This window comes from Pseudomonas sp. Marseille-Q8238, from assembly GCF_965111915.1.
Map to the genome: position 1 here is coordinate 4,984,136 of NZ_CBCOPI010000001.1, position 23,966 is coordinate 5,008,101.

At 61.0% G+C, this 23,966-nt stretch carries 24 protein-coding genes; 4 read left to right on the forward strand and 20 right to left on the reverse strand.

Annotation, left to right across the window (positions count from 1 at the left end; genetic code table 11):
* Window positions 1-16: 16 nt before the first annotated feature.
* The 3 genes from rsmB (at window position 17) to ACWPW0_RS22985 (ending at window position 3,212) form a co-directional block, all read left to right on the forward strand.
* Entirely contained in the window at window positions 17-1,330 is a 1,314-nt protein-coding gene (gene rsmB / locus ACWPW0_RS22975) for a 16S rRNA (cytosine(967)-C(5))-methyltransferase RsmB (RefSeq protein WP_454256668.1), read from the forward strand.
* 155 nt (window positions 1,331-1,485) lie between these two features.
* Window positions 1,486-2,859: a Trk system potassium transporter TrkA gene (gene trkA / locus ACWPW0_RS22980; RefSeq protein ID WP_447595439.1), complete on the forward strand. Its 1,374-nt coding sequence runs from the start codon at window positions 1,486-1,488 to the stop codon at window positions 2,857-2,859.
* Between the two features lie 23 nt (window positions 2,860-2,882).
* Entirely contained in the window at window positions 2,883-3,212 is a 330-nt protein-coding gene (locus ACWPW0_RS22985; protein WP_447595441.1) for a tetratricopeptide repeat protein, read from the forward strand.
* Window positions 3,213-3,230: 18 nt separating this feature from the next.
* Here ACWPW0_RS22985 and ACWPW0_RS22990 read toward each other — a convergent pair whose 3' ends face one another.
* The 8 genes from ACWPW0_RS22990 to ACWPW0_RS23025 form a co-directional block, all read right to left on the reverse strand.
* Window positions 3,231-3,500, reverse strand: a complete 270-nt coding sequence (locus tag ACWPW0_RS22990; RefSeq protein WP_447595443.1) for a PilZ domain-containing protein — start codon at window positions 3,498-3,500, stop codon at window positions 3,231-3,233.
* A gap of 61 nt (window positions 3,501-3,561) precedes the next feature.
* A complete protein-coding gene (locus ACWPW0_RS22995) occupies window positions 3,562-4,449 on the reverse strand; it encodes a lysophospholipid acyltransferase (RefSeq protein ID WP_447595445.1) in 888 nt (295 codons plus the stop codon).
* Window positions 4,450-4,503: 54 nt separating this feature from the next.
* A complete protein-coding gene (locus tag ACWPW0_RS23000; protein ID WP_447595447.1) occupies window positions 4,504-5,055 on the reverse strand; it encodes a DNA-3-methyladenine glycosylase I in 552 nt (183 codons plus the stop codon).
* Window positions 5,056-5,482: 427 nt separating this feature from the next.
* The gene (locus ACWPW0_RS23005; RefSeq protein ID WP_454256669.1) at window positions 5,483-8,230 is read right to left on the reverse strand and encodes an autotransporter family protein; all 2,748 of its coding nucleotides are present in this window, start codon (window positions 8,228-8,230) and stop codon (window positions 5,483-5,485) included.
* A 375-nt stretch (window positions 8,231-8,605) separates the two neighbouring features.
* On the reverse strand, window positions 8,606-8,674 hold the full coding sequence (locus tag ACWPW0_RS23010; RefSeq protein ID WP_454256785.1) for a hypothetical protein: 69 nt from the start codon (window positions 8,672-8,674) through the stop codon (window positions 8,606-8,608).
* A 184-nt stretch (window positions 8,675-8,858) separates the two neighbouring features.
* Window positions 8,859-10,694, reverse strand: coding sequence for a glutamine--fructose-6-phosphate transaminase (isomerizing) (glmS, locus tag ACWPW0_RS23015; protein WP_454256670.1), 1,836 nt, complete (start codon window positions 10,692-10,694; stop codon window positions 8,859-8,861).
* Window positions 10,695-10,706: 12 nt separating this feature from the next.
* Entirely contained in the window at window positions 10,707-11,474 is a 768-nt protein-coding gene (locus ACWPW0_RS23020; protein ID WP_447595452.1) for a DeoR/GlpR family DNA-binding transcription regulator, read from the reverse strand.
* Between the two features lie 91 nt (window positions 11,475-11,565).
* Window positions 11,566-12,474 carry a LysR family transcriptional regulator gene (locus ACWPW0_RS23025; RefSeq protein WP_454256671.1) on the reverse strand — a complete coding sequence of 303 codons (909 nt, stop codon included), beginning with the start codon at window positions 12,472-12,474 and terminating at the stop codon, window positions 11,566-11,568.
* 106 nt (window positions 12,475-12,580) lie between these two features.
* Between ACWPW0_RS23025 and ACWPW0_RS23030 the strand changes: the two genes are divergently transcribed.
* A complete protein-coding gene (locus tag ACWPW0_RS23030; RefSeq protein WP_447595456.1) occupies window positions 12,581-13,564 on the forward strand; it encodes an aldo/keto reductase in 984 nt (327 codons plus the stop codon).
* Window positions 13,565-13,610: 46 nt separating this feature from the next.
* Here ACWPW0_RS23030 and glmU read toward each other — a convergent pair whose 3' ends face one another.
* From glmU to ACWPW0_RS23090, 12 genes are all read right to left on the reverse strand, one after another.
* Window positions 13,611-14,969 carry a bifunctional UDP-N-acetylglucosamine diphosphorylase/glucosamine-1-phosphate N-acetyltransferase GlmU gene (gene glmU / locus ACWPW0_RS23035; RefSeq protein ID WP_454256672.1) on the reverse strand — a complete coding sequence of 453 codons (1,359 nt, stop codon included), beginning with the start codon at window positions 14,967-14,969 and terminating at the stop codon, window positions 13,611-13,613.
* A gap of 82 nt (window positions 14,970-15,051) precedes the next feature.
* On the reverse strand, window positions 15,052-15,477 hold the full coding sequence (locus tag ACWPW0_RS23040; protein WP_068828730.1) for a F0F1 ATP synthase subunit epsilon: 426 nt from the start codon (window positions 15,475-15,477) through the stop codon (window positions 15,052-15,054).
* Between the two features lie 42 nt (window positions 15,478-15,519).
* Window positions 15,520-16,896 carry a F0F1 ATP synthase subunit beta gene (gene atpD / locus ACWPW0_RS23045; RefSeq protein WP_447595461.1) on the reverse strand — a complete coding sequence of 459 codons (1,377 nt, stop codon included), beginning with the start codon at window positions 16,894-16,896 and terminating at the stop codon, window positions 15,520-15,522.
* Between the two features lie 30 nt (window positions 16,897-16,926).
* On the reverse strand, window positions 16,927-17,787 hold the full coding sequence (gene atpG / locus ACWPW0_RS23050; RefSeq protein ID WP_447595463.1) for a F0F1 ATP synthase subunit gamma: 861 nt from the start codon (window positions 17,785-17,787) through the stop codon (window positions 16,927-16,929).
* A gap of 50 nt (window positions 17,788-17,837) precedes the next feature.
* On the reverse strand, window positions 17,838-19,382 hold the full coding sequence (gene atpA, locus ACWPW0_RS23055; protein WP_447595465.1) for a F0F1 ATP synthase subunit alpha: 1,545 nt from the start codon (window positions 19,380-19,382) through the stop codon (window positions 17,838-17,840).
* Window positions 19,383-19,403: 21 nt separating this feature from the next.
* Window positions 19,404-19,940: a F0F1 ATP synthase subunit delta gene (locus ACWPW0_RS23060; RefSeq protein WP_447595467.1), complete on the reverse strand. Its 537-nt coding sequence runs from the start codon at window positions 19,938-19,940 to the stop codon at window positions 19,404-19,406.
* Window positions 19,941-19,952: 12 nt separating this feature from the next.
* Window positions 19,953-20,423, reverse strand: coding sequence for a F0F1 ATP synthase subunit B (locus ACWPW0_RS23065; protein ID WP_447595469.1), 471 nt, complete (start codon window positions 20,421-20,423; stop codon window positions 19,953-19,955).
* Window positions 20,424-20,479: 56 nt separating this feature from the next.
* Window positions 20,480-20,737 carry a F0F1 ATP synthase subunit C gene (gene atpE, locus ACWPW0_RS23070; protein WP_003097235.1) on the reverse strand — a complete coding sequence of 86 codons (258 nt, stop codon included), beginning with the start codon at window positions 20,735-20,737 and terminating at the stop codon, window positions 20,480-20,482.
* Between the two features lie 96 nt (window positions 20,738-20,833).
* Entirely contained in the window at window positions 20,834-21,703 is an 870-nt protein-coding gene (gene atpB / locus ACWPW0_RS23075) for a F0F1 ATP synthase subunit A (protein WP_447595474.1), read from the reverse strand.
* A gap of 16 nt (window positions 21,704-21,719) precedes the next feature.
* On the reverse strand, window positions 21,720-22,127 hold the full coding sequence (locus ACWPW0_RS23080; protein WP_447595476.1) for a F0F1 ATP synthase subunit I: 408 nt from the start codon (window positions 22,125-22,127) through the stop codon (window positions 21,720-21,722).
* A 164-nt stretch (window positions 22,128-22,291) separates the two neighbouring features.
* Complete coding sequence (locus tag ACWPW0_RS23085; protein ID WP_447595478.1) at window positions 22,292-23,164, reverse strand: ParB/RepB/Spo0J family partition protein; 873 nt, start codon at window positions 23,162-23,164, stop codon at window positions 22,292-22,294.
* Between the two features lie 8 nt (window positions 23,165-23,172).
* Window positions 23,173-23,961 (reverse strand): ParA family protein, encoded by a 789-nt coding sequence (locus tag ACWPW0_RS23090; protein ID WP_447595480.1) that lies wholly within the window; start codon window positions 23,959-23,961, stop codon window positions 23,173-23,175.
* Window positions 23,962-23,966 lie beyond the last annotated feature (5 nt).

Here is a 23,966-nt window from a genome sequence, read left to right on the forward strand (position 1 = left end):
ACACGGAGCCATGCCGATGAACCCGCGTCTGGCAGCTGCACGCGCCCTGGCCAGCGTATTGAATGGCAAGGCCTCGCTCGGCAGCAGCCTGCCGCCCCTGCTGGAACGGGTCGACGAGCGCGACCGCGGCCTGGCGCAGGACCTCGCCTTCGGCACCGCCCGCTGGCAACCGCGTCTGGCCCTGCTCGCCGAGAAGCTGCTGCAAAAGCCGTTCAAGGCCGCAGACCGTGACATAGAGGCGCTGTTGTTGGTCGGCCTGTACCAGCTGTTCCACACCCGAATTCCAGCCCACGCAGCCATCAGCGAAACCGTCGCCTGCGTCGACAAACTGAAGAAGTCCTCGCTCAAGGGCCTGCTCAATGCAGTGCTACGCAATGCCCAGCGCGACGGCGAGGCGATTTTCGCCAGCCTGGACCGTGACCCGGTGCTGCACACCGCCCATCCACGCTGGTTGCAGAAAGCACTCAAGGCCTATTGGCCAGAGCAGTGGCAAGCCATCTGCACTGCGAACAACGCCCACCCGCCGTTGATCCTGCGAGCCAACCGCCGCCATGGCAGCCGCGAGGCCTACCTCGCCGAGCTGCGCAACGCTGGCATCGAAGCCGAATCCTGCACCTTCAGCCGCGATGGCATCCGCCTGCTCGCAGCCCGGGATGTGAAGACCCTGCCCGGCTTCGCCGAAGGCCGCGTCAGCGTGCAGGACGAAGCCGCACAACTGGCCGCCGACCTGCTCGACCTCGCCCCTGGCCAGCGCGTGCTCGATGCCTGCGCCGCGCCGGGCGGCAAGACCTGCCACCTGCTCGAAGCCGAGCCTGGCCTGAGCGAAGTGGTTGCCGTGGATCTGGAGGCCAGCCGCCTGACGCGGGTGCGCGAAAACCTCGAGCGTTTGCAGTTGCACGCCACCCTGATCGCCGCCGATGGTCGCGACACCGCGGTGTGGTGGGATGGCAAGCCGTTCCAGCGCATCCTCCTCGACGCGCCCTGCTCCGCCACCGGGGTGATACGCCGCCACCCGGACATCAAGCTGACCCGCCAGCCTGACGACATCGCCGCCCTGGCCGTGCTGCAAGGCGAGCTGCTGGATGCTCTGTGGCCGACCCTGGAAGTGGGCGGCGTGCTGCTCTACGCCACCTGCTCGGTCCTGCCGCCGGAAAACAGCGACGGCATCGCCGCCTTCCTCGCCCGCACCCCAGGTGCCCGCGAGCTGGATCTCGACACGCAAGCCGGCCTCAAACAGGCACACGGACGACAATTGTTCCCGCAGGTGGACGGCCACGACGGCTTCTACTATGCCAAGCTGATGAAGATCGCCGCGACGCCCCGCGGCTAGACCCTGTCTACGATCTGCTACGCGTCGGCCAGGCTGTGTTGAAAGCGGGCTCGGAATGCTCATTTACCAGCTGTAAACTGCGCCTCCTCGCCCGCCTTCGCCTTGCCTGGCTCTAGCTCGCAATATCGTAAAAAGGGTCTAAACGGAGTTATTCGATGAAGATCATTATTCTCGGTGCCGGGCAGGTCGGCGGCACACTGGCCGAACACCTGGCCAGTGAGGCTAACGACATCACCGTGGTCGACACCGACGGCGACCGCCTGCGGGACCTGGGTGATCGCCTGGATATCCGCACCGTGCAAGGTCGCGGTTCGTTCCCCACAGTGTTGCGCCAGGCCGGCGCGGATGATGCCGATATGCTGGTCGCGGTGACCAACAGCGACGAGACCAACATGGTCGCCTGCCAGGTCGCCTATACCCTGTTCCATACGCCGACCAAGATCGCCCGTGTGCGCGAGTCGGCCTACCTGACGCGCAGCGGCCTGTTCAACAACGAAGCCATCCCGGTCGACGTGCTGATCAGCCCGGAACAGGTCGTGACCAACTACATCAAGCGCCTGATCGAATACCCCGGTGCGCTGCAGGTGATCGACTTCGCCGAGGGCAAGGCGCAGCTGGTCGCGGTGAAGGCCTATTACGGCGGCCCGCTGGTGGGTCAGCAACTGCGTCAGATCCGTGAGCACATGCCCAATGTCGACACCCGCGTGGCCGCCATCTTCCGCCGTAATCGGCCGATCATGCCGCAGGGCGATACCATCATCGAAGCCGATGACGAAGTGTTCTTCATCGCTGCCCGTGCACACATCCGCGCGGTGATGAGCGAGATGCGCCGCCTCGAGGACAACTACAAGAAAGTGGTCATCGCCGGCGGCGGTCATATTGGCGAGCGCCTGGCCGAGGCCATCGAAAGCCGCTACCAGGTAAAGATCATCGAGATGAACCCGGCGCGCTGCAGGCACCTCTCGGATAACCTGGAAAGCACCATCGTCCTGCAGGGCAGCGCCTCCGACCGCGACCTGCTGGTGGAAGAAAACATCAACGATGCCGACATCTTCCTGGCCCTGACCAACGACGATGAGGCCAACATCATGTCTTCGCTGCTGGCCAAGCGCCTGGGCGCACGCAAGGTGATGACACTGATCAACAACCCGGCCTACGTCGACCTGGTCCAGGGCGGCGATATCGACATCGCCATCAGCCCGCAGCTGGCCACCATCGGCACCCTGCTCGCCCACGTGCGCCGCGGCGATATCGAGAGCGTGCACTCGTTGCGCCGTGGTGCTGCCGAAGCCATCGAAGCCATCGCCCACGGCGACGCGAAATCGAGCAAGGTCGTGGGACGAATGATCGGCGAAATCACCCTGCCGCCCGGTACCACCATCGGCGCTATCATCCGCGATGAGGAAGTGCTGATCGCCCATGACGACACCCTGATCGAGTCCGGTGATCACGTCATCCTGTTCCTGGTCGACAAGAAGTACATTCGCGATGTGGAACGCCTGTTCCAGGTCGGTCTCACATTCTTCTAGCCCTGCCCTTGAAGGAAACCCCGATGCTCGATTCCCTGGAAAAGCTGCTGGCCAAAGGTGTCGACAACGCCCTACTGCGCTTTGGTCTGGGCAAGAGTTACCTGGATGATGGGCAACCGGCGCTGGCGGCCGAGCACCTGCAGAAGTGCCTGGGCTTCGACCCCAACTATTCGGCGGCGTGGAAACTGCTCGGCAAGGCCTGCCAGGCTCAGGGGAAGATCGAAGAAACACGCCAGGCCTGGCACAACGGCCTGGAAGTGGCGCGCCAGCGTGGCGACAAGCAGACGGAAAAGGAAATGCTGGTGTTCCTGCGCAAGCTCGACAAGCAACACCCGGTACAGGCGCCCAACTAATCTCGCGCCGCAGCGCCCTCAGTGATTACCAAGGAACGTCAGGCCCACTCCCATAGGCTCGACGCGCACTACCTTCATCGCCAGGATGGGCGCCTCGATGGGCAGGCCCTGGACCTGGCCATTGACCTCTTCATCGACGCGCAACAGGCTCTGTGCATCGTCGACCACCACGTAGACACCGGTCTCGGAAATATCGCGCGTGGTCACCATCAGTTGGCCATGCACCGGGTGATCGATACGCAGCTGAACCTTGAGCGGGGTACGCAGGTGCACACGCTTGTTTTCCATGCTTTGACCTATTGTTTTACGTCTGGAAGTCGCCTGACGGTACTGCCTTAATGTGTCGGCATCAATACCATTTCGCCTCACCGGCCGGGCGTTTCTTGAAGCGCTTCATGCTCCACATGTACTGATCGGGATAGCGGCGTACATAACGCTCCACCACCTGACTCATGGCCCGTACCGAGGTCTCGGCATCCGTGCTGTACATCTCGGCGGGTGCCGCTTCGAAGATCACCTTGAAGCCCGAGCCGTCCTCCAGGCGCAGCGCATGGATAAAGACACCGTGCGCCTTCTCGCCAGCCAGCATGCCCGCGACAAATTTGCTGGTCAGCGCTTGCGTACCCAGGAACGGCACGAAGAACCCGGCAGACTCGGCCGGCTCCGGATCAGCCGGAATACCCACCGCACCACCTCGGCGCACTTCCTTGATCACGCTGAGAATGCCCTCACGGGTCGATGGCGCCACACGATTGCCCAACTGCACACGCTGCTTGCGCAGCAGCTCGTCTACCACCTTCAACTTCGGCGGGCGGTAAAAAATCACCGGTTTGCACAGGCTGCAATAGTAATGATTGAGGACTTCCCAGTTACCCAGGTGGCTGGTTATGCCCACCAGCCCCTTGTCACTGGCGAGCGCCGCCTGCAGCACATCCAGGCCTTCGACTTCGCGAATCAGCTCGATGGATTTCTGCGCGGGCCAGATCCAGGCACAGGCGCTTTCAACCAGCGTCTTGGCGATGCCAATCAGGCTCTGGCGCAACAGGCGTTCCTGCGCTGCCGCATCGAGTTCGGGAAAACACTTGAGCAGATTGATGCGCGCTACTTCGCGCGAACGATTGGGCAGCTTCCACATCAGCCAGCCAATGGCGCTGCCGACAGCCTGCACCGCGCCCCAGGGCAACAAGGCAAACATGCGCAGAAAACCGACAACCAGAGCGCCCTTGAGCTTTTCCACGAACCACTCCCGCAGACTTGAAAGGCGTCATTGTAACCGCCTTGCCCGGTCGGTTCAGCCCGCCAGTTCTCGGTGACGGTCGCAGTCGACGGTGTGGTCCATGACCATGCCGGCAGCCTGCATGTAGGCGTAGCAGATGGTTGGCCCGACGAAGGTGAAGCCACGCTTCTTCAGGGCCTTGCTCATCGCTTCGGCTTCGGGCGTCACCGCCGGCACGTCACCGCGTCCGGAAAAGTGGTTGATCTTCGGCGCACCGCCGACAAAGGACCACAACAATGTCACCGGATCTTCCAATGCCAGCCAGGCCCGGGCATTGCGTCGCGCCGCCTGCAGCTTGAGACGATTGCGGATGATGCCGGGGTCCTGCATCAAGGTTTCGATTTCCTCATCGGTCATCACCGCCAGGCGCTCCACATCGAAGCCGAACAGCACCTGCCGATAACGTTCGCGCTTGCGCAACACGGTGATCCAGGACAACCCTGCCTGGAACCCTTCGAGCAACAACATCTCGAACAGCCACTGCGGGTCGCGTTGCGGCACCCCCCACTCCTCGTCGTGGTAAGCCTGATAGAGCGGATCGTCGGAGCACCAGAAGCAGCGATTCATGAGGGAGGCGACCTAAGCGTATAGAGGCTATCAACTATACCCGCAGATAACTGGATAAAAAACCAGTACGAAACTTGTTAAGGGCCACTAATTAGCATGCTGTGGTAAGGCATTGGGGTGCTGCCGGATGCATACCAGTGCAGTAGCAAGCAGCCTACTCCGCACACACAATGATCCAAGACGGTCCATCGGCCAGCTACCCGAGCAAAGCAGCGCTTTAGTTTTACGGTAGCTTTCAGGTAGCGCAGCCCTAACGGCCGCTACTAGCCGATAACAGCCAGTTCACAACGCTCCCGTCGACACAGCCCCCGTATTGCCTAGGTCGGTGCCCGTGAAGCGGGGCTGGTTCAGATTTGTTTTTGGTGGGCTGGTGTTGTGCGCCGATCCGTAAATCCGCCCCACTTTTCTTGAAGGTCGTGGCTCGTGCTCACCACCTGACACGAAAACCAACCGTGGCGCCATAGCCGTAGGAGTCGCTGTTGGCCAGGCTGCGGCTGAAGTTGCCTTCACCGTAGAGCGAGTACTTGCCGCCGTTCCAGTCATGCGAACCACCGATGCCGATGCCGGCACGCACGCGGTCGTCGCGACTGCGAAACACCTGATCGTCGACACGCACCGAGGTGCCGTCGAGAAACTCGTTGTACAGATTGGCGATGGTGTAGAGACGCGTACCGTCGAGTTGACGCTCCAGGCTGACACCCACACGCCCTTGCAAGCTGTCATCGCGACCGGGGCGAACCGAGGCGCCGAATACATCGCTGAAGCTGTCGAAGCGCACCTTCGAATAGGTCACCTGAGCCTGCGGGGTAATGACCCAGCCGCGCTCCAGGGTGATGCGCTTGCCGCTTTCCAGCGAGAAGGCGTAGCCGAAGGCATCGTTGTCGCTGACCAGGCCACGCACCGGACGCGCTGACAGGTCGCTGTCGTACCAGGTCGCCTGCACGGTACCGTCGACATAGAAGCCGTCGTTGCCATACCAGGTCAACGTGGCACCGAGGCCATAGCCATCGGTGGAAATGTCGCCAGAGCCATAGTCACCCGCGCCATAGCGCCACTTGGTGTCAGCGCTGCCGTTGACGTAATGCAGGGAGAGGCCACCAACGAGGTGGCCGCCGTCGTTCTGCAGCAACAGCGCATCGAGACCGATCTGCGTCTTGCTCATGTCATAGCGATACTCGCTGCCGGAGGTCGAACGCTGCGGATCGACACGATTGTGCCCGCCTTCCACCCGTATCCAGACGCCACTTGGAGTGATAAAACGGCCACTGGCATCCTCTGCCGACGACGCTGCACTGCCCTTCTCCCATAGACGATTGCCCACGCGCTGATACAGCGTCGGCACGCCATTGAGCCCGAGTAGTATCTGCGGATAAGCCTCGTAGCTGGGAACACCCGGCTGGTAAAGCGGCGTGCCAGGCGGCGCGGAGGTATTCTGAATGACCGAGCGCAGGTACCAGTCGCCATCCAGGGGCGTCGATACACCGCCCTGATACAGCCGATAGGCGTAGGCCCCAGCCACCACCGCCGGGTCACCTTCGTAGGTCGTGCTGCTCGCCAGGGTGAATACGCCATTGGACGCACCACCCACCTCGATGATCCTGATCCCTTCGGTGGTCTGTGCACCGACACCGCCGACGTTGATGACGGTGATGGGTGTGCTGCCCGAGGTCGAGCCGGTGATCACCAGGCGGTCGGTCAGTGAGCTATCGTCGCCCAGTTGGGTTCTGATTTCGATACTGCCGCCGGCTGGCGTGTAATCCCCGGCAATCGTCAGCGTTCCCAGGCTGCCTGGTTGCCCCGGTGCGATCACCCCACGGTTGGTGGTGACGCCGACCTGGCCGATACCGGTAAGACGCGCCCCAGCCAGCACGTCCATGGTGCCGCCCAGGGTGCCATCGACCTGCAGGGTTCCGGCCTGTGCCAGGGCGTCACCGGTAAAGGTGGCGCTGTTGCCCATCAGGGTCAGCGTTCCCGTGCCCAGCTTGTTGAAGCTCGAGGTGCCGGAAAAGGCCGTGTCGATGCCGATGTCATAGCCATTGCTATCGAACCATGCGCCTTCCGCGCCGACGGCCAAGCCCGCCGTGAAGTTTCTCAGGAAGTCGCTCTCGTCACGGTTGGCGCGCAGGATTCCGCCATCGAGATCGAGATCGGCAGTACCGAGCCCAGCGATCACCGCCCCGGTTTCGAGGACGCCGCGCCCAGCGGCGCTGCCGTTGAGCTGTAGCGTGCCGCTGCTGGTGGCGGTATCGGCGATATGCACGTTGTCGGCGATCTGCACCAGGCCGCCGCTGTCGATCGAAATCGAGCCGCTGCCCTCGACGCCCACCCGCAGGTCGTCGGTCGCACTCAGCGTCGAGACATCGCCCGTGGTGCTCGATACGCTCACCGTGCCGTCACTGCCTGCGCGATAGCCGATGTAGATGGTCGCAGCGCCACCGCCGGCCTGCTCGGTACTGACCGCGGCACCGTCCTCTACCTGCAGCAGACCCGTGCCCTCGAAACCGACATAGATGTTGTCGAGCGGAGCCCAGCTCGACCCAAGACCGTTGACGGTGACACGGCCATCGCCCCCACCAATGACGCCTATCAGCCCTTGCTGGCTGCGTACCACGCCACCATCGTTGATATCCAGCGTGCCAATACCGCCGACACCGATCTGAAAGCTGGGACTTGGATTCGCGGCCGACCTGGCGTCCCACAAGGAGTCGGCCCCCGACACGGTGACGTTGCCGGTACTGCCAACTTCTCGACCGATAGAAACGCTGCCCTCGCTACTCACCACGCCACCATCGAGGATATCCAGCCGGCCAGTGCTGCCCATCTCGACGCCGATATAGGTATCACCGTCTATCGTCCAGGTGGATGCATTGCCTGCCCCGCCCTGCCCCTGGACGGTCACCGTGCCGCTGTCGAAGTTGCCGACATAGGCGTCTACGGTGCCGCTGACGGTTCCACCCGCATCGATAAGCAAGGTTCCGGCGGCACCATCACCCACGACAAGATCGCCACCGACGACCCAGTCAATGCCAGGGAGCGGCGTGGGATTCACATCACCCGTGAAGGTCACTTGCGCACTCGCCAGCCGGGCACTGTCTGCCCCCCATATGCAAGCGGCAATCGCGGCGGAGAGAATCAGGGAGTGGCGAGGCGGGAATGTTGCAGCGCTGTACTTCATGGCGCAATTCCTTATGTCATGACAGGTCATCCATCCGGTTTACCTGGCATTGTTCTAGGCTCAATGTGTAACGCGGCTGTATCAGTTTTAGGTTTATAGAGCATCGCCTGATGGATGGCGACCAGATGACGGAATCGCCCCTGATTTTATTGATGCCAAACCTCAAGGATGGTCTGCTCAGCCCTCTAAGACCGCCCACTTCTGGCAGACTTATCCTTTGCATGCTGCCCAAGAGCTTCCTCTCCCGGCATCCTATATCGGTGACGAAACTTGGTTTGAGGTGATCTTTCGAGATCGCATTTGTCATTTCTGGCCCAGGCATTTTCTCAGCGTCACCTAGCCACGACCCCCAATCACCTCATCCCAGCAGACGGTTTAGCGCTGACTGAGCTTCTCTCGACGCATCGCCCATTTCGGCTTTTGTGGGACTTGGCCGAAGCGCACTGCACCACGCCTTCACCTCTGATTAACCCAGTCCACTACAGCCATTATTTCATCAGCCCCGCATCGCACGGGCAATGAGCCTGGCCCTGGATGCGACAGTTCTTATTTTCTAAAGCTACCCATTCCTCCAGCCAATAAAAAAGCGAGCCTTGGCCCGCTTTTTTATTGGTTTTTCGAACCCGGCTTACTCCACCGTCACCGACTTGGCCAGGTTCCTCGGTTGGTCGACATCAGTGCCTTTGAACACCGCGACGTAATACGACAGCAGTTGCAGCGGCAGGGTGTAGAGGATCGGCGCCAGTGCATCGTGGATGTGCGGCATGTTCACCACGTGAGTGCCTTCACCGTTGCTCATGGCCGCTTGTTCGTCAGCGAAGACGATCAGCTCGCCACCGCGCGCGCGCACTTCCTGCAGGTTGGATTTGAGCTTTTCCAGCAGCTCGTTATTCGGCGCCACGGTGACCACCGGCATGTCGGCGTCGACCAGGGCCAGCGGGCCGTGCTTCAGTTCGCCCGCCGGATAGGCCTCCGCGTGGATGTAGGAAATCTCCTTGAGCTTGAGCGCCCCTTCCATGGCCACCGGGTATTGCGCACCCCGACCGAGGAACAGGGTGTGGTGTTTCTCGGCGAACAGCTCGGCGATTTTCTCCACGGTCTTGTCCATGGCCAACGCCTCGCCCAGGCGGGTCGGCAGGCGGCGCAGTTCTTCCACCAGTTCAGCGGCAACACCATCCTCCAGGGTGCCACGCACCTGGCCAAGGGACAGGGTCAGCAGCATCAAGGCGACCAGTTGCGTGGTGAAGGCCTTGGTCGAGGCCACGCCGATTTCCGGGCCTGCCTGGGTCAGCAGGGTCAGGTCGGATTCGCGCACCAGCGAGCTGATGCCGACGTTGCAGATCGCCAGGCTGGCCAGGTAGCCGCCGCTCTTGCCATTGCGCAGCGCGGCCAGGGTGTCGGCGGTTTCACCGGACTGGGAGATGCTGACGAACAGGGTATCGGGCTGTACCACCACTTTGCGGTAACGGAACTCGCTGGCGACTTCGACCTGGCAGGGAATCCCGGCCAACCCTTCGAGCCAGTAACGGGCGACCATGCCGGCATGGAAGCTGGTGCCGCAGGCGACGATCTGCACATTGCGCACCTTGGCGAACAGCTCGGCGGCTTGCAGGCCAAAAGCCTGTACCAGCACGTAATCGCTGGCCAGGCGGCCTTCCAGGGTGCGCTGCACGACCTTGGGCTGCTCGTGGATTTCCTTGAGCATGAAGTGACGGTATTCGCCCTTGTCGGCGGCTTCCGCGCCTTCGTGGTATTGCACCTGCTCGCGCTGCACCGGGGCGCCGCTGGCATCCCAGATCTGCACGCTGTCGCGACGGATCTCGGCGATATCGCCTTCTTCCAGGTACATGAAGCGGTCGGTGACCTGGCGCAGGGCCAGTTGGTCGGAGGCGAGGAAGTTCTCGCCCAGGCCCAGGCCGATCACCAGCGGGCTGCCACTGCGTGCAGCGAGCAGGCGATCCGGCTGCCTGGCGCTGATCACCGCCAGGCCATAGGCACCATGCAGGTCGCCAATTGCGGCCTTCAGCGCGGTGGCCAGGTCGCCAAACTCGGCCAGCTTGTGGTGCAGCAGATGAACGATGGTTTCGGTATCGGTATCGGAGCTGAACACATAACCCAGGCCCTTGAGCTGCGCGCGCAGGGCTTCGTGGTTTTCGATGATGCCGTTGTGCACCACGGCCAACTCATTACTGGAGAAGTGAGGGTGAGCATTGCGCTCGGAGGGCGCACCATGCGTGGCCCAGCGCGTATGGGCGATGCCCAGGCGGCCAACCAGCGGCTCACCCGCCAGGGCCTGATCCAGCTCGGCGACCTTGCCCACACGGCGCACGCGCTGCAGCGTGCCGCTGTTGTCGAAGACCGCCAGGCCGGCGCTGTCATAGCCCCGGTATTCTAGGCGCTTGAGGCCTTCGACCAGGATCGCGGTGATATTACGTTCGGCAACGGCGCCAACAATGCCACACATGGGTGTTTCTCCTCAGGCTGGGACAGACGCGCAGATCAGGTTGATCCCGCGCGCCTTCAACTGTTCGGCCGCCTGCTCGTCCAGGCGGTCATCGGTGATCAGGGTATGGATGCTGCTCCAGGGCAGTTCCAGGTTGGGAATCTTGCGGCCGATCTTGTCGCTTTCGACCATCACCACCACTTCACGGGCCACCTCGGCCATCACCCGGGACAGGCCGAGCAGTTCATTGAATGTCGTGGTGCCACGGCTTAGGTCGATGCCATCGGCACCAATGAACAACTGGTCGAAATCATAGGAACGCAACACCTGCTCGGCGACCTGACCCTGGAAGGATTCGGAGTGCGGGTCCCAGGTGCCGCCGGTCATCAGCAGCACTGGCTCGTGCTCGATATCGCGCAAGGCATTGGCCACGTTCAGCGAGTTGGTCATCACCACCAAGCCGGGCTTGTGCCCAAGCAGTGGAATCATTGCCGCCGTGGTGGTGCCGCTGTCGATGATGATCCGTGCATGCTCGCGAATACATGCCACCCCAGCCTGAGCAATGGCCTGCTTGTGGCGGGAAATCGGCTGGCCATCGGCGATCAGTTCCTGCGGCATGGAGATCGCGCCGCCATAACGACGCAAGAGCAAGCCATTGCGTTCCAGTTCGGTCAGGTCTTTTCGGATCGTTACTTCGGAGGTCATGAAGCGCTTGGCCAGCTCATCAACGCTCACTTCTCCCTGTTCGCTCAGCAGCGAAAGGATGGTGTGGCGACGTTGTGGCGTGTTGCGTTTGATCATCTTTAAGTTTCGATTCGAAAGATAATTGCGCAATTCAAAACTTACTCGCCTCCCGCGTCAAGTCCGGCAAGACAAAAACGGCAGCCAGCCATCAGATAGCTCGCCATTGCTCGCGAATCATGTCCGCCAGTTGCCGCAAGCCCGGCTGCGCCTGATGGCGGCTTGGGTAGTACAGGCACAGCGGTGGCCCGAGAGAGGCCCACTCGGACAAGACCGCGCGCAGAGTGCCGTTGCGCAATTCATCCGCCACGCGTACTTCAAGGCAATAGGCCAACCCGACACCGTCGACTGCAGCGGCCACTGTTGCGTCGGTTTCATTGGTACTGAGCGGGCCAGGCACATCGACATGCACGGCATCCACGCCATTGCCCAGTTCCCACTTGTAATGGGTGTTATCGCCCAGGCGCATGCGGATACAGCGATGGCGCAGCAGATCGGCCGGATGCTGCGGGGTGCCATGGCGGGCGAGGTATTCCGGGGCTGCCACGACGATCCAGCGAAGCTCCTCGGTAAGCGGCACCGCGACCATGTCCTGAGGCACGGTGCTGCCATAACGGATGCCGGCATCGAAACCATCGGCGACGATATCCAGCAGGCGATCTTCGACGGTGATCTCCAGTTGAATATCCGGGTAGCTCTGGCAAAAGCGTTTGAGCACAGGCCTGAGCAGCAGGCGCGCAGCATCTCGCGGAACATTCAGGCTCAGGCGTCCGGCTGGCGCCGCACGGTGCACATCCAGCTCGCTCAATGCCTCGCGGATACTCTGAAAGCCCGTGTCGAGCTTGTCCGCCAACGCCTGCCCGGCGGCAGTGGGTACCACCGAACGGCTGGTCCGGTTGAGCAACTTGACCCCCAGGCGCGTCTCCAGATTGCGCATGGAATGGCTCAGGGCCGAGGTGCTGACGCCCAGCTCATGGGCCGCATGACGAAAACTTCGCCGCCGCACGATGGTCATGAATACATTGAGATCCGCCAGTTCTGAGCGGGTGAACGCGGGCATCGGACACCTCCATGCTTGCCGTAAAGTGAACGGCTCATTGAGCCCTATTCAACACTGCATGAGATAGATTGTTCAAACTTTCTACTGTCCCTCAGGAGTTGCTTGCATGAGCGTTGAACACATCCGTATTTCCGGAATCGACAAACCCGTCTCACGCATCGGCCTGGGCACCTGGGCCATTGGTGGCTGGATGTGGGGTGGTCCTGACGATGCCGCTTCAGTACAAACCATTCGCCATGCCGTGGAACGTGGCATCAACCTGATCGACACGGCCCCGGTCTATGGTTTCGGCCATTCCGAGGAGCTGGTCGGCAAAGCGCTGGAAGGCATCCGTGATCAGGCTGTTATCGCCACCAAGGCAGGCCTGCAATGGGGCGACGGCATCCGCCGCAATGCCACAGCCGAGCGCATCCGCAGCGAAGTGGAAGACTCCCTGCGTCGACTCAAGACCGATTACATCGATCTGTACCAGATCCACTGGCCCGACCCACTGGTTGCGCACGAGGAGACTGCTCGGGAGCTGGAACGGCTGCGCAGCGAAGGCAAGATCCTGGCGATTGGTGTGAGCAACTATTCGCCCGAGCAAATGGATGGCTTCCGCCAACATGCACAACTGGCCACCGTGCAGCCACCGTACAACCTGTTCGAGCGTGCCATCGACGCCGATGTACTGCCGTATGCCGAGCAGAACGGGCTGGTCGTGCTGGCCTATGGTGCCTTGTGCCGGGGCCTGCTGTCCGGGCGGATGAATGCGCAGACGGTGTTCGAAGGGGATGATCTGCGCAAATCCGATCCCAAATTCCAGGCACCGCGTTTTGCCCAGTACCTGGCGGCCGTCGCTCGCCTGGAAGAGCTGGCCAGCGAACATGGTAAATCGGTATTGGCCCTGGCGATCCGCTGGGTACTGGATCGCGGCCCGACCATCGCCCTGTGGGGTGCACGCAAGCCGTCGCAGCTTGAGGGTGTGGATCAGGCCTACGGCTGGAAGCTGAACAGCACAGACCTGCAACGCATCGATGCGATTCTCGCTGAATGCATCAAGGATCCGGTCGGCCCGGAGTTCATGGCGCCACCCAGCCGCAAGGCTTGAGAAACAAAAAGGGCCGCTAAGCGGCCCTTTTTCATGGGTGACTGGATCAGCCCTTGGTCGGGCGCTTCCAGCCTTCGATGTTGCGCTGCTTGGCACGTCCCACCGCCAGGCTACCGTCACTCACGTCCTGCGTGATGGTCGAGCCCGCGCCCGTGGTAGCTCGGTCGCCCAGGCTCACCGGCGCCACCAGCGAACTGTTGGAACCGATGAACACATCCTCGCCCAACACCGTGCGGTGCTTGTTGGCGCCATCGTAGTTACAGGTGATGGTGCCAGCGCCGATGTTGGTCCGCGCGCCGATTTCGGCATCGCCCAGGTAGCTGAGGTGGCCGGCTTTCGCACCCTCGCCCAGCACGGCGTTCTTCAACTCGACGAAGTTACCCACATGGGCCTTGGCGCCCAGCACGGTACCCGGACGCAGGCGAGCGAACGGGCCGCAATCGGCACCCTCGCCCAGCTCGGCACCTTCCAGGTGGCTGTTGGCTTTGACGACGGAGCCTTTGCGCAGGGTGGAATTTTTGATCACGCAATTAGGGCCGATCTGCACGTCGTCCTCGATGACGACCTTGCCTTCGAGAATCACGTTGATATCGATGGTGATGTCGCGCCCTACCGTGACCTCTCCGCGTACATCGAAACGGTGGGGATCGAGCAGAGTGACTCCCTGGGCCATCAACTGGCGGGACGCACGCTGCTGGTAGTGGCATTCGAGCTGCGACAGCTGGATGCGGTCGTTGGCACCCAGCACCTCCATCTCGTCCGCGGCGGTCTCGGTGGCCACCACCAGGCCGTCGGCCACAGCCATGGCAATGACGTCGGTGAGGTAGTACTCGCCCTGGACATTGCTATTGGACAAGCGCCCCAGCCAGTCACCAAGGCGCTTGCCGGGCACGGCGAGAATGCCGGTGTTGCCTTCGCAAATCGCCCGCTGCGCCTCGCTGGCGTCTTTGTGCTCAACGATGGCCTGAACCACGCCGGCGGCATCACGCACGATACGACCATAACCCGTCGGGTCGGCCAGATTGACCGTCAGCAACCCTAGCTGAGCGTCGTTGGCCTGTTCGAGCAGACGAGTAAGGGTTTCCACCCGGGTCAGCGGTACATCGCCATAGAGGATCAACACCTTGTCTGCTTCCAGCGCCGGTAGCGCCTGAGCCACTGCATGCCCGGTGCCAAGCTGCTCACTCTGCAGAACGAAGTGGATATCGTCAGCCGCCAGGCGTTCGCGAACCCGCTCGGCACCATGACCGATCACGACATGGATCTTGCGTGGCGAAAGCTGCCGGGCAGTGTCGATAACGTGACCAAGCATGGGCTTGCCGGCAATGGGATGCAGAACCTTGGGCAGGGCCGAGCGCATGCGGGTGCCCTGGCCGGCGGCGAGAATGACGATATCGAGCGACATGAAGAATGACCCGGTAAATGACGGAAAAGAAAAAGGGTAGCCAAGGCTACCCTTTCTCACATCTACGTTGAAGCCGTTGGCGTTAGCCGCCGAACTTCTTGCGCAGCTGCTGTACGGTACGCAGCTGGGCTGCGACCTCGGCCAGGTGAGCGGCCGCGGAACCGTAGTCGAACTCCGCGCCTTGCTCATGCAGGGCCTTCTCGGCGGCCTTGAGGGCCTCCTGGGCTGCAGCTTCGTCGATATCGGCAGCACGCTGCACGGTGTCGGCGAGAACCTTGACCATGTTCGGCTGCACTTCGAGGAAACCACCGGAGATGTAGAACACCTCGGCTTCCCCACCTTGCTTGATCAGGCGGATAGGACCCGGCTTGAGATCGGTGATCAGCGGGGCGTGGCCTGGAGCGATACCGAGATCACCCAGGTTGCCGTGCGCGATTACCATCTCGACCAGACCGGAGAAAATCTCCGCTTCTGCGCTGACGATGTCGCAATGGACTGTCATAGCCATATCTAGCCTCACGTGAGCGCCCGTTGCCGGGCGCATGGGTGATTACAGTTTCTTGGCTTTCTCGATGGCTTCTTCGATGCCGCCAACCATGTAGAACGCCTGCTCCGGCAGGTGATCGTAGTCACCTTTCAGAATGCCGCTGAAACCGGCAATGGTGTCCTTCAGGGAGACGTACTTGCCCGGCGAACCGGTGAAGACTTCGGCCACGAAGAAAGGCTGGGACAGGAAGCGCTGGATCTTACGCGCGCGGGATACCAACTGCTTGTCGGCTTCCGACAGCTCGTCCATACCCAGAATCGCGATGATGTCCTTCAGTTCCTTGTAACGCTGCAGCACGTACTGCACGCCACGTGCGGTCTCGTAGTGCTCCTGACCAACCACCAGCGGATCGAGCTGACGGGAGGTGGAGTCCAGCGGGTCCACAGCCGGGTAGATACCCAGGGAGGCGATGTCACGCGACAGTACGACGGTGGCGTCCAAGTGGGCGAAGGTAGTCGCCGGGCTCGGGTCGGTCAGGTCGTCCGCAGGTACGTATACGGCCTGAACCGAGGTGATCGAACCGTTCTTGGTGGAGGTGATGCGCTCTTGCAGAACGCCCATTTCCTCGGCCAGAGTCGGCTGATAACCCACAGCGGACGGCATACGACCCAGCAGCGCGGATACTTCGGTACCGGCCAGGGTGTAGCGGTAGATGTTGTCGACGAACAGCAGAACGTCACGACCTTCGTCGCGGAACTTCTCGGCCATGGTCAGACCGGTCAGCGCTACGCGCAGACGGTTGCCTGGCGGCTCGTTCATCTGGCCGTAGACCAAGGCCACTTTGTCGAGAACGTTGGAGTCCTTCATCTCGTGGTAGAAGTCGTTACCCTCACGAGTACGCTCACCCACACCAGCGAACACGGAATAACCGCTGTGTTCCATGGCGATGTTACGGATCAGTTCCATCATGTTTACGGTCTTGCCGACACCGGCACCACCGAACAGACCGACTTTACCGCCCTTAGCGAACGGGCAGACCAAGTCGATAACCTTGATGCCGGTTTCCAGCAGGTCGTTACCGCCGGCTTGCTCGGCGTAGGACGGCGCAGGGCGGTGGATTTCCCACTGCTCTTCTTCGCCAATCGGGCCAGCTTCGTCGATCGGGTTGCCCAGCACGTCCATGATCCGGCCCAGGGTCGCTTTACCGACCGGTACGGAGATGGCCTTGTTGGTACGGGTGACGTCCAGGCCGCGTTTCAGGCCTTCGGTCGAACCCATCGCAATGGAGCGAACCACGCCGTCGCCCAGCTGCTGCTGAACTTCGAGGGTGGTCTCGGCGCCGACTACTTTCAGCGCTTCATAAACACTCGGCACTTGATCACGCGGGAATTCCACGTCGATAACGGCGCCGATGATTTGAACGATACGTCCGCTACTCATCTTTGGTTCCTCTGAATATTTGAACCGTTCTTAAACCGCGGCAGCGCCGCCGACGATTTCCGAAATTTCCTGGGTGATCGCTGCCTGACGCGCCTTGTTGTAAATCAGCTGCAGGTCTTTGATGAGGTCGCCAGCGTTATCGGTGGCATTCTTCATCGCGATCATCCGGGCCGCTTGTTCAGCTGCGTTGTTCTCGACCACCGCCTGATACACCTGCGATTCCACGTAACGTACCATCAAGCCGTCGAGCAGCTGTTTGGCGTCGGGTTCGTACAGATAGTCCCAGTGGTGCTTGAGCTCAGCTTCCGGAGTCGCCACCAGGGGAACGAGCTGCTCCACTGTCGGCTTTTGCGTCATGGTATTGATGAACTTGTTCGAGACCACGGACAGACGATCGATGCGACCTTCGAGGTAAGCATCGAGCATGACCTTGACGGAACCGATCAGATCGTTGATCGACGGTTCTTCGCCCAGGTGGCTGATCGCAGCAACAACATTGCCCCCGAAGCTGCGGAAGAATGCCGCACCTTTGGAACCAATCACGCAGAGGTCAACCTCTACGCCTTGCTCGCGATTGCTCGCCATGTCCTTGACCAGAGCCTTGAACAGGTTGGTATTCAGACCACCGCACAGACCACGATCCGAACTCACCACCACATAACCAACGCGTTTGACTTCACGCTCGATCATGAACGGGTGGCGGTATTCCGGGTTGGCGTTGGCCAGATGACCAATTACCTGGCGGATACGCTCCGCGTAGGGACGGCTCGACGCCATGCGCGTTTGTGCTCTGCGCATTTTGCTGACCGCCACCTTCTCCATGGCGCTGGTGATCTTCTGCGTGCTTTTGATGCTCGCAATCTTGCTGCGAATCTCTTTTGCGCCTGCCATGTAACACCTATCAGGTTAGCAAGCGGGGACCTCGCGGCCCCCACTGCGGCTTACCAGGTTTGGGTGGCCTTGAACTTCTCGATACCGGCTTTCAGCTGGCCATCGATGTCGTCGTTGAAGTCACCCTTCTCGTTGATCTTCGCCATCAGTGCGGCGTGATCACGGTTGAAGTAGGCGATCAGGGCCTGCTCGAAGCTGATGATCTTGGCGACTTCGATGTCCACCAGGAAACCACGCTCAGCGGCGTACAGCGACAGCGACATGTCGGCAATCGACATCGGCGCGTACTGCTTCTGCTTCATCAGCTCGGTAACGCGCTGACCATGCTCGAGCTGCTTGCGGGTGGCTTCGTCCAGGTCAGAAGCGAACTGGGCGAAAGCCGCCAGTTCACGGTACTGAGCCAGAGCGGTACGGATACCACCGGAGAGCTTCTTGATGATCTTGGTCTGCGCAGCACCACCCACGCGGGATACCGAGATACCGGCGTTGACGGCCGGACGGATACCCGAGTTGAACATGGCCGATTCCAGGAAGATCTGACCGTCGGTGATCGAGATCACGTTGGTCGGAACGAACGCGGAAACGTCGCCAGCCTGGGTTTCGATGATCGGCAGAGCGGTCAGGGAACCAGTCTTGCCAGTCACGGCGCCATTGGTGAACTTCTCGACGTACTCTTCCGAAACGCGGGAAGCGCGCTCCAGCAGACGGCTGTGGAGATAGAACACGTCGCCCGGATACGCTTCGCGGCCCGGCGGACGGCGCAGCAGCAGGGAGATCTGGCGGTAGGCAACGGCTTGCTTGGACAGGTCGTCGTACACGATCAGGGCGTCTTCACCGCGATCGCGGAAGTATTCACCCATGGTGCAACCGGCGTACGGCGCGATGAACTGCAGGGCAGCCGATTCGGACGCACTGGCAGCCACGATGATGGTGTTGGCCAGAGCACCGGACTCTTCCAGCTTGCGCACCACGTTGGCGATGGTCGATTGCTTCTGACCGATAGCTACGTAGACACAACGGATGCCGCTGTTCTTCTGGTTGATGATGGCGTCGATGGCCAGAGCGGTCTTACCGATCTGACGGTCACCGATGATCAGCTCGCGCTGGCCACGGCCTACCGGGATCATGGCATCGACCGACTTGTAACCGGTTTGTACCGGCTGGTCGACCGACTTACGCCAGATCACGCCCGGCGCAACCTTCTCAACAGCGTCGGTGGCGACGTTGTTCAGCGGGCCTTTGCCATCGATCGGGTTACCCAGTGCGTCGACTACGCGACCCAGCAGTTCCGGACCAACCGGGACTTCCAGGATGCGGCCGGTGCACTTGGCGCTCATGCCTTCGGCGAGCGACTGGTAGGCACCCAGTACGACAGCACCGACGGAGTCGCGCTCGAGGTTCATGGCCATGCCATAAACGCCGCCCGGGAACTCGATCATTTCGCCGTACATGACGTCGGCCAGACCGAAGATGCGCACGATACCGTCGGAGACGGACACGATGGTGCCTTCGTTGCGGGCCTGGGAAGAGACGTCGAGTTTCTCGATACGTCCCTTGATGATTTCACTAATTTCGGAAGGATTGAGTTGCTGCATTGCTCTGCTGCCCCTTCAAACTCAAGATTTCAACGCTTCGGCCAGTTTCGCGATTTTGCCGCGAACCGAGCCATCGATAACCAGGTCGCCCGCACGGATCACGACACCACCGATAAGCGTGGCATCCTCCGTAGCGTGCAGACGCACTTCTCGGCTGAGCCGTGCGCTGAGAACCTTGGCGAGTTTGTCTTGCTGTTCTGTACTCAATGCAAAGGCACTGGTCACTTCCACGTCCACCGATTTTTCTTGCTCGGCCTTGTACAGCTCGAACTCGGCGGCGACGGCCGGCAACAGGTCGAGACGACCGTTTTCGGCTACCACGGAAATGAAGTTGCGTGCCTGGGCATCGAACTTGTCACCACACACTTCAACGAAAGTGGCGGCCTTTTCTGTACTCGTCAGACGCGGGGCCTTGAGCACGCGTTGCATGGTGTCATCTTGCGACACCGCTGCAGCCAGGCCGAGCATGGCTGACCAGGAGGCCAGTTGCTGATGGGCCTGGGCGTACTCGAAAGCAGCCTTGGCGTAAGGTCGGGCCAGCGTGGTCAGTTCTGCCATGATCGCCCTCGCTTAGATTTCGGCTGCCAGTTTGTTAACCAGCTCCGCATGCGCGTTTTGATCGATGGTCGCACCCAGGATCTTCTCGGCACCGCCGACGGCCAGAGCACCCACTTGGGTACGCAGGGCATCTTTGATGCTGTTCAGTTCCTGTTCGATCTCGGCCTGAGCCTGAGCCTTCACACGGTCAGCTTCGACACGAGCCTGATCACGGGCTTCGTCGACGATCTGAGTGCCGCGTTTCTTGGCCTGCTCAATGATTTCAGCAGCCTGGGTTTTGGCTTCGCGCAGTTGCTGGGCCACTTTCTCATGGGCCAGTTCCAGATCGCGAGCCGCACGGTTGGCGGCGTCCAGACCATCAGCGATCTTCTTCTGGCGTTCACGCAGAGCTGTAATGACCGGAGGCCATACAAACTTCATGCAGAACAGCACGAAAATGAAGAACGCAACGGCCTGGCCAATCAGGGTTGCATTAATGTTCACGCCAACACCTCGCTGTTCGTTGTTTCGTCAAACCAATCCACTCGTGGAACGAGTGATTAGCCGGCGATCTGACCAACGAAGGGGTTAGCAAAGGTGAAGAACAGAGCGATACCAACACCGATCATGGTCACGGCGTCCAGCAGGCCGGCGACGATGAACATTTTGACCTGCAGCATCGGAACCATTTCCGGTTGGCGAGCAGCGCCTTCCAGGAACTTGCCGCCCAGCAGGCCGAAGCCAATGGCAGTACCCAGAGCGCCCAGGCCGATCAGCAGGGCAACAGCAATCGCGGTGAGACCAACTACAGTTTCCATTTTTCCTCCCGACTTTTACGTCGTATTTGTTTAAAGGTTGTTGAAGCGGTAAAGCGGTTTTCGTTTCAGCAGGCGCCTTGCGGCGCCTCATGCATCTCAGTGGTTATCTTCGTGCGCCATCGACAGGTAGACGATAGTCAGCATCATGAAGATGAACGCTTGCAGTGTGATGATCAGGATGTGGAACACCGCCCACGCCCAGTTCAGGACGATGCCCAGTGCACTGAGCAGGAACAGGCCACTGCCGAACATCACGGCAATCAGGATGAAGATCAGCTCGCCGGCATACATGTTGCCGAACAGTCGCAGGGCCAGCGAGATCGGCTTGGCGATCAGGGTGACGAACTCGAGCAGGAAGTTGACCGGAATCAGCAGGATCTGCATGACGATGTTCTTGCTGCTGAACGGGTGCAGGGTCAGTTCGCCGAGGAAGCCGCCGATGCCCTTGACCTTGATGCTGTAGAAGATGATCAGCGCAAACACCGACAGGGCCATGCCCAGGGTAGCGTTCGGGTCGGTAGTCGGAACCACGCGGAACGACAGGTGCTCGTTACCGGCGATGGTGGCAGCCAGGACCGGCAGGAAGTCGACCGGTATCAGGTCCATCAGGTTCATCAGGAAGATCCAGACGAAGATGGTCAGGGCCAGTGGAGCGATGAGGTTGTTACGGCCGTGGAAGGTGTCCTTGACGCTGCCGTCGACGAACTCGATCAGCACTTCGACGAAGTTCTGCAGACCGCCTGGCTGGCCGCTGGTGGCACGCTTGGCAGCCATGCGGAACAGCAGGATGAACACCAGACCGAGGAATACCGACCAGCCGAGGGTATCGACGTGGAAGGCCCAGAAGCCCATTTCCTTTGCTTCTTGTGCGGTGTGGGCAAAGCCCCAGTCACCGCTCGGCAGTTTCCCGAAAGTCAGGTTCTGCAGGTGGTGCTGGATATAGCCCGAAGCGGTTTGTTCTGCCATGTTTGCCTCAAACGCCCTAAGGTCTCAAAAGTCTTGTTCTCATCAGCAGTGGTGCAAACCAGTTGACCAGTTGGGTCAGCAGGAAAACACCGAACAGTGCTGGTGCCTCCAGAGGTTTCACCCCTGCGAACGCCAGCGTAAACAACGCTGCCGTCAGAATCAGTTTGCCCGCTTCACCGGCATAAAAAGACCGGACGATGTTCTGGGCTGCCCGCGCTCCGCTGAACCGGAATGCCTTGTGGGCGAAATAAAGATTGGGAAGCCAGGCGATCAGCCCCCCACAGAGTCCCGAATAACCACTTACCGGGCCGCGCCAGCCATATAGAGCGGCAGCAGCCAACAGCAAAACGGCCAGTTGGGTCAGCAGCACCGGAAAAACCGGTAGGCGATGGAATGGCAGGCGATTTGGCGTGCGGGCATCCATCACAACTGTCCTCTGGCGTCGGCGCCTCAAATCAATGACTTGGCATACTTTGTGCCGACAAAATGCGCGCAGAGTATAGGGGCGGTTCTACCCCCGTTCAACTGGCAGGTAGTGAATTCCGACCGTCCGCTACAGCACCAACAATGTGCAATTGTTTCCGGGTTTCAGCGGATGTGCGCCAAAACGCCTTGCAGCTCGTCCAGCGAGTTGTAGCGAATCACCAGTTGGCCTTTGCCCTTCTGGCCATGCTTGATCTGCACCGGAGCGCCTAGCTTCTCGGCCAGGCGCTGTTCCAGGCGATTGATATCCGGATCGGCCTTGGGCGCTGCAGCCGGTTTCTCCTTGCTGTTCAGCCATTGCCGAACCAAGGCCTCGGTCTGCCGTACCGTGAGATTTCGTGCGACAACGTGTCGCGCCCCTTCGACCTGCTGTTCGGCCGGTAAACCGAGCAGTGCGCGGGCATGGCCCATCTCCAGATCGCCATGGGAAAGCAGGGTCTTGATCTCTTCCGGCAGGGCGATCAGGCGCAGCAGGTTGGCAATGGTCACGCGCGATTTGCCCACCGCATCGGCGACCTGCTGCTGGGTCAGTTCGAATTCCTGCTGCAGGCGCTGCAGGGCGACGGCTTCTTCGATCGGATTGAGGTCTTCGCGCTGGATGTTTTCGATCAGCGCCATGGCGATGGCGGCTTCGTCCGGCACTTCGCGAACCATGGCCGGGATCTTGTCGAGGCCGGCCTGCTGACTGGCACGCCAGCGGCGTTCACCGGCGATGATCTCGAAGCGTCCGCCACCGACCGGGCGGACCACGATCGGCTGCATCACGCCCTGAGCCTTGATCGAGTTAGCCAATTCTTCCAGGGCCGAAGGGTCCATGTCGCGACGCGGCTGATACTTGCCACGCTGGATCAGGTCCAGCGGCAGGTATTGCAGCTCACGGGTATCGGCCTGGACCGCTTCGGTTTCCAGCGCGGCGGCGGTCGTTCCGCCCAGTAGAGCGTCAAGCCCGCGGCCGAGCCCTCGTTTCTTGATGGCCATGGGGTTCCTTATGCAGTAGCGGTTCTAGCGTTTGCACGCTGGCGGCGCACCAGTTCACCGGCCAGAGCGAGGTAGGCGATGGCGCCACGGGATTGCTTGTCGTAGACCAGCGCGGGCATGCCGAAGCTGGGGGCTTCGGCGAGGCGTACGTTACGCGGAATCACCACGTCGTAGAGCTTGTCGCCGAAATGTTCCTTGAGCTGTGCGCTGACATCGTTGGTCAGGCTGATGCGCGGATCGTACATGGTGCGCAGCAGGCCTTCGATTCTCAGGGTCGGGTTGAGCAGTTCGGCGATGCGCTGAATGCTGTTGACCAGGTCGGACAACCCTTCGAGTGCGTAGTACTCGCACTGCATCGGGATGATCACGCCATCGGCGGCGACCAGGGCGTTGACCGTGAGCATGGACAGCGCCGGTGGGCAATCGATGAGGATGTAGTCGTAGTTCTCGCGGATCGGCGCCAGCGCATTACGCAGGCGGCTCTCCTTCATCTGCATTTCCAGCAGGGCGACTTCGGCAGCAGTCAGGTCACGGTTGGCCGGCAGCAACTGGTAACCGCCGTGTTCGGAAAACTGCATGGCTTCGCCAACTGTCGCTTCACCGATCAGGACGTCGTAGATGGAGTGCTCGAGGGTCTGCTTGTCCACGCCACTGCCCATGGTGGCGTTGCCTTGCGGGTCGAGGTCGATGAGCAACACACGGCGCTTGGTAGCGACCAGGGATGCCGCCAGATTGATACAGGTGGTGGTCTTGCCGACCCCGCCTTTCTGGTTGGCGATCGCGAATACCTTAGCCATGCTGC

What these genes read in the sequence shown, in the direction of transcription:
- rsmB (WP_454256668.1), top strand. Translation starts at nt 17, where the DNA reads ATGAACCCGCGTCTGGCAGCTGCACGCGCCCTGGCCAGCGTATTGAAT.
- trkA (WP_447595439.1), top strand. Translation starts at nt 1,486, where the DNA reads ATGAAGATCATTATTCTCGGTGCCGGGCAGGTCGGCGGCACACTGGCC.
- ACWPW0_RS22985 (WP_447595441.1), top strand. Translation starts at nt 2,883, where the DNA reads ATGCTCGATTCCCTGGAAAAGCTGCTGGCCAAAGGTGTCGACAACGCC.
- ACWPW0_RS22990 (WP_447595443.1), bottom strand. Translation starts at nt 3,500, where the DNA reads ATGGAAAACAAGCGTGTGCACCTGCGTACCCCGCTCAAGGTTCAGCTG.
- ACWPW0_RS23000 (WP_447595447.1), bottom strand. Translation starts at nt 5,055, where the DNA reads ATGAATCGCTGCTTCTGGTGCTCCGACGATCCGCTCTATCAGGCTTAC.
- ACWPW0_RS23005 (WP_454256669.1), bottom strand. Translation starts at nt 8,230, where the DNA reads ATGAAGTACAGCGCTGCAACATTCCCGCCTCGCCACTCCCTGATTCTC.
- glmS (WP_454256670.1), bottom strand. Translation starts at nt 10,694, where the DNA reads ATGTGTGGCATTGTTGGCGCCGTTGCCGAACGTAATATCACCGCGATC.
- ACWPW0_RS23020 (WP_447595452.1), bottom strand. Translation starts at nt 11,474, where the DNA reads ATGATCAAACGCAACACGCCACAACGTCGCCACACCATCCTTTCGCTG.
- ACWPW0_RS23025 (WP_454256671.1), bottom strand. Translation starts at nt 12,474, where the DNA reads ATGCCCGCGTTCACCCGCTCAGAACTGGCGGATCTCAATGTATTCATG.
- ACWPW0_RS23030 (WP_447595456.1), top strand. Translation starts at nt 12,581, where the DNA reads ATGAGCGTTGAACACATCCGTATTTCCGGAATCGACAAACCCGTCTCA.
- glmU (WP_454256672.1), bottom strand. Translation starts at nt 14,969, where the DNA reads ATGTCGCTCGATATCGTCATTCTCGCCGCCGGCCAGGGCACCCGCATG.
- ACWPW0_RS23040 (WP_068828730.1), bottom strand. Translation starts at nt 15,477, where the DNA reads ATGGCTATGACAGTCCATTGCGACATCGTCAGCGCAGAAGCGGAGATT.
- atpD (WP_447595461.1), bottom strand. Translation starts at nt 16,896, where the DNA reads ATGAGTAGCGGACGTATCGTTCAAATCATCGGCGCCGTTATCGACGTG.
- atpG (WP_447595463.1), bottom strand. Translation starts at nt 17,787, where the DNA reads ATGGCAGGCGCAAAAGAGATTCGCAGCAAGATTGCGAGCATCAAAAGC.
- atpA (WP_447595465.1), bottom strand. Translation starts at nt 19,382, where the DNA reads ATGCAGCAACTCAATCCTTCCGAAATTAGTGAAATCATCAAGGGACGT.
- ACWPW0_RS23060 (WP_447595467.1), bottom strand. Translation starts at nt 19,940, where the DNA reads ATGGCAGAACTGACCACGCTGGCCCGACCTTACGCCAAGGCTGCTTTC.
- atpE (WP_003097235.1), bottom strand. Translation starts at nt 20,737, where the DNA reads ATGGAAACTGTAGTTGGTCTCACCGCGATTGCTGTTGCCCTGCTGATC.
- atpB (WP_447595474.1), bottom strand. Translation starts at nt 21,703, where the DNA reads ATGGCAGAACAAACCGCTTCGGGCTATATCCAGCACCACCTGCAGAAC.
- ACWPW0_RS23080 (WP_447595476.1), bottom strand. Translation starts at nt 22,127, where the DNA reads ATGGATGCCCGCACGCCAAATCGCCTGCCATTCCATCGCCTACCGGTT.
- ACWPW0_RS23085 (WP_447595478.1), bottom strand. Translation starts at nt 23,164, where the DNA reads ATGGCCATCAAGAAACGAGGGCTCGGCCGCGGGCTTGACGCTCTACTG.
- ACWPW0_RS23090 (WP_447595480.1), bottom strand. Translation starts at nt 23,961, where the DNA reads ATGGCTAAGGTATTCGCGATCGCCAACCAGAAAGGCGGGGTCGGCAAG.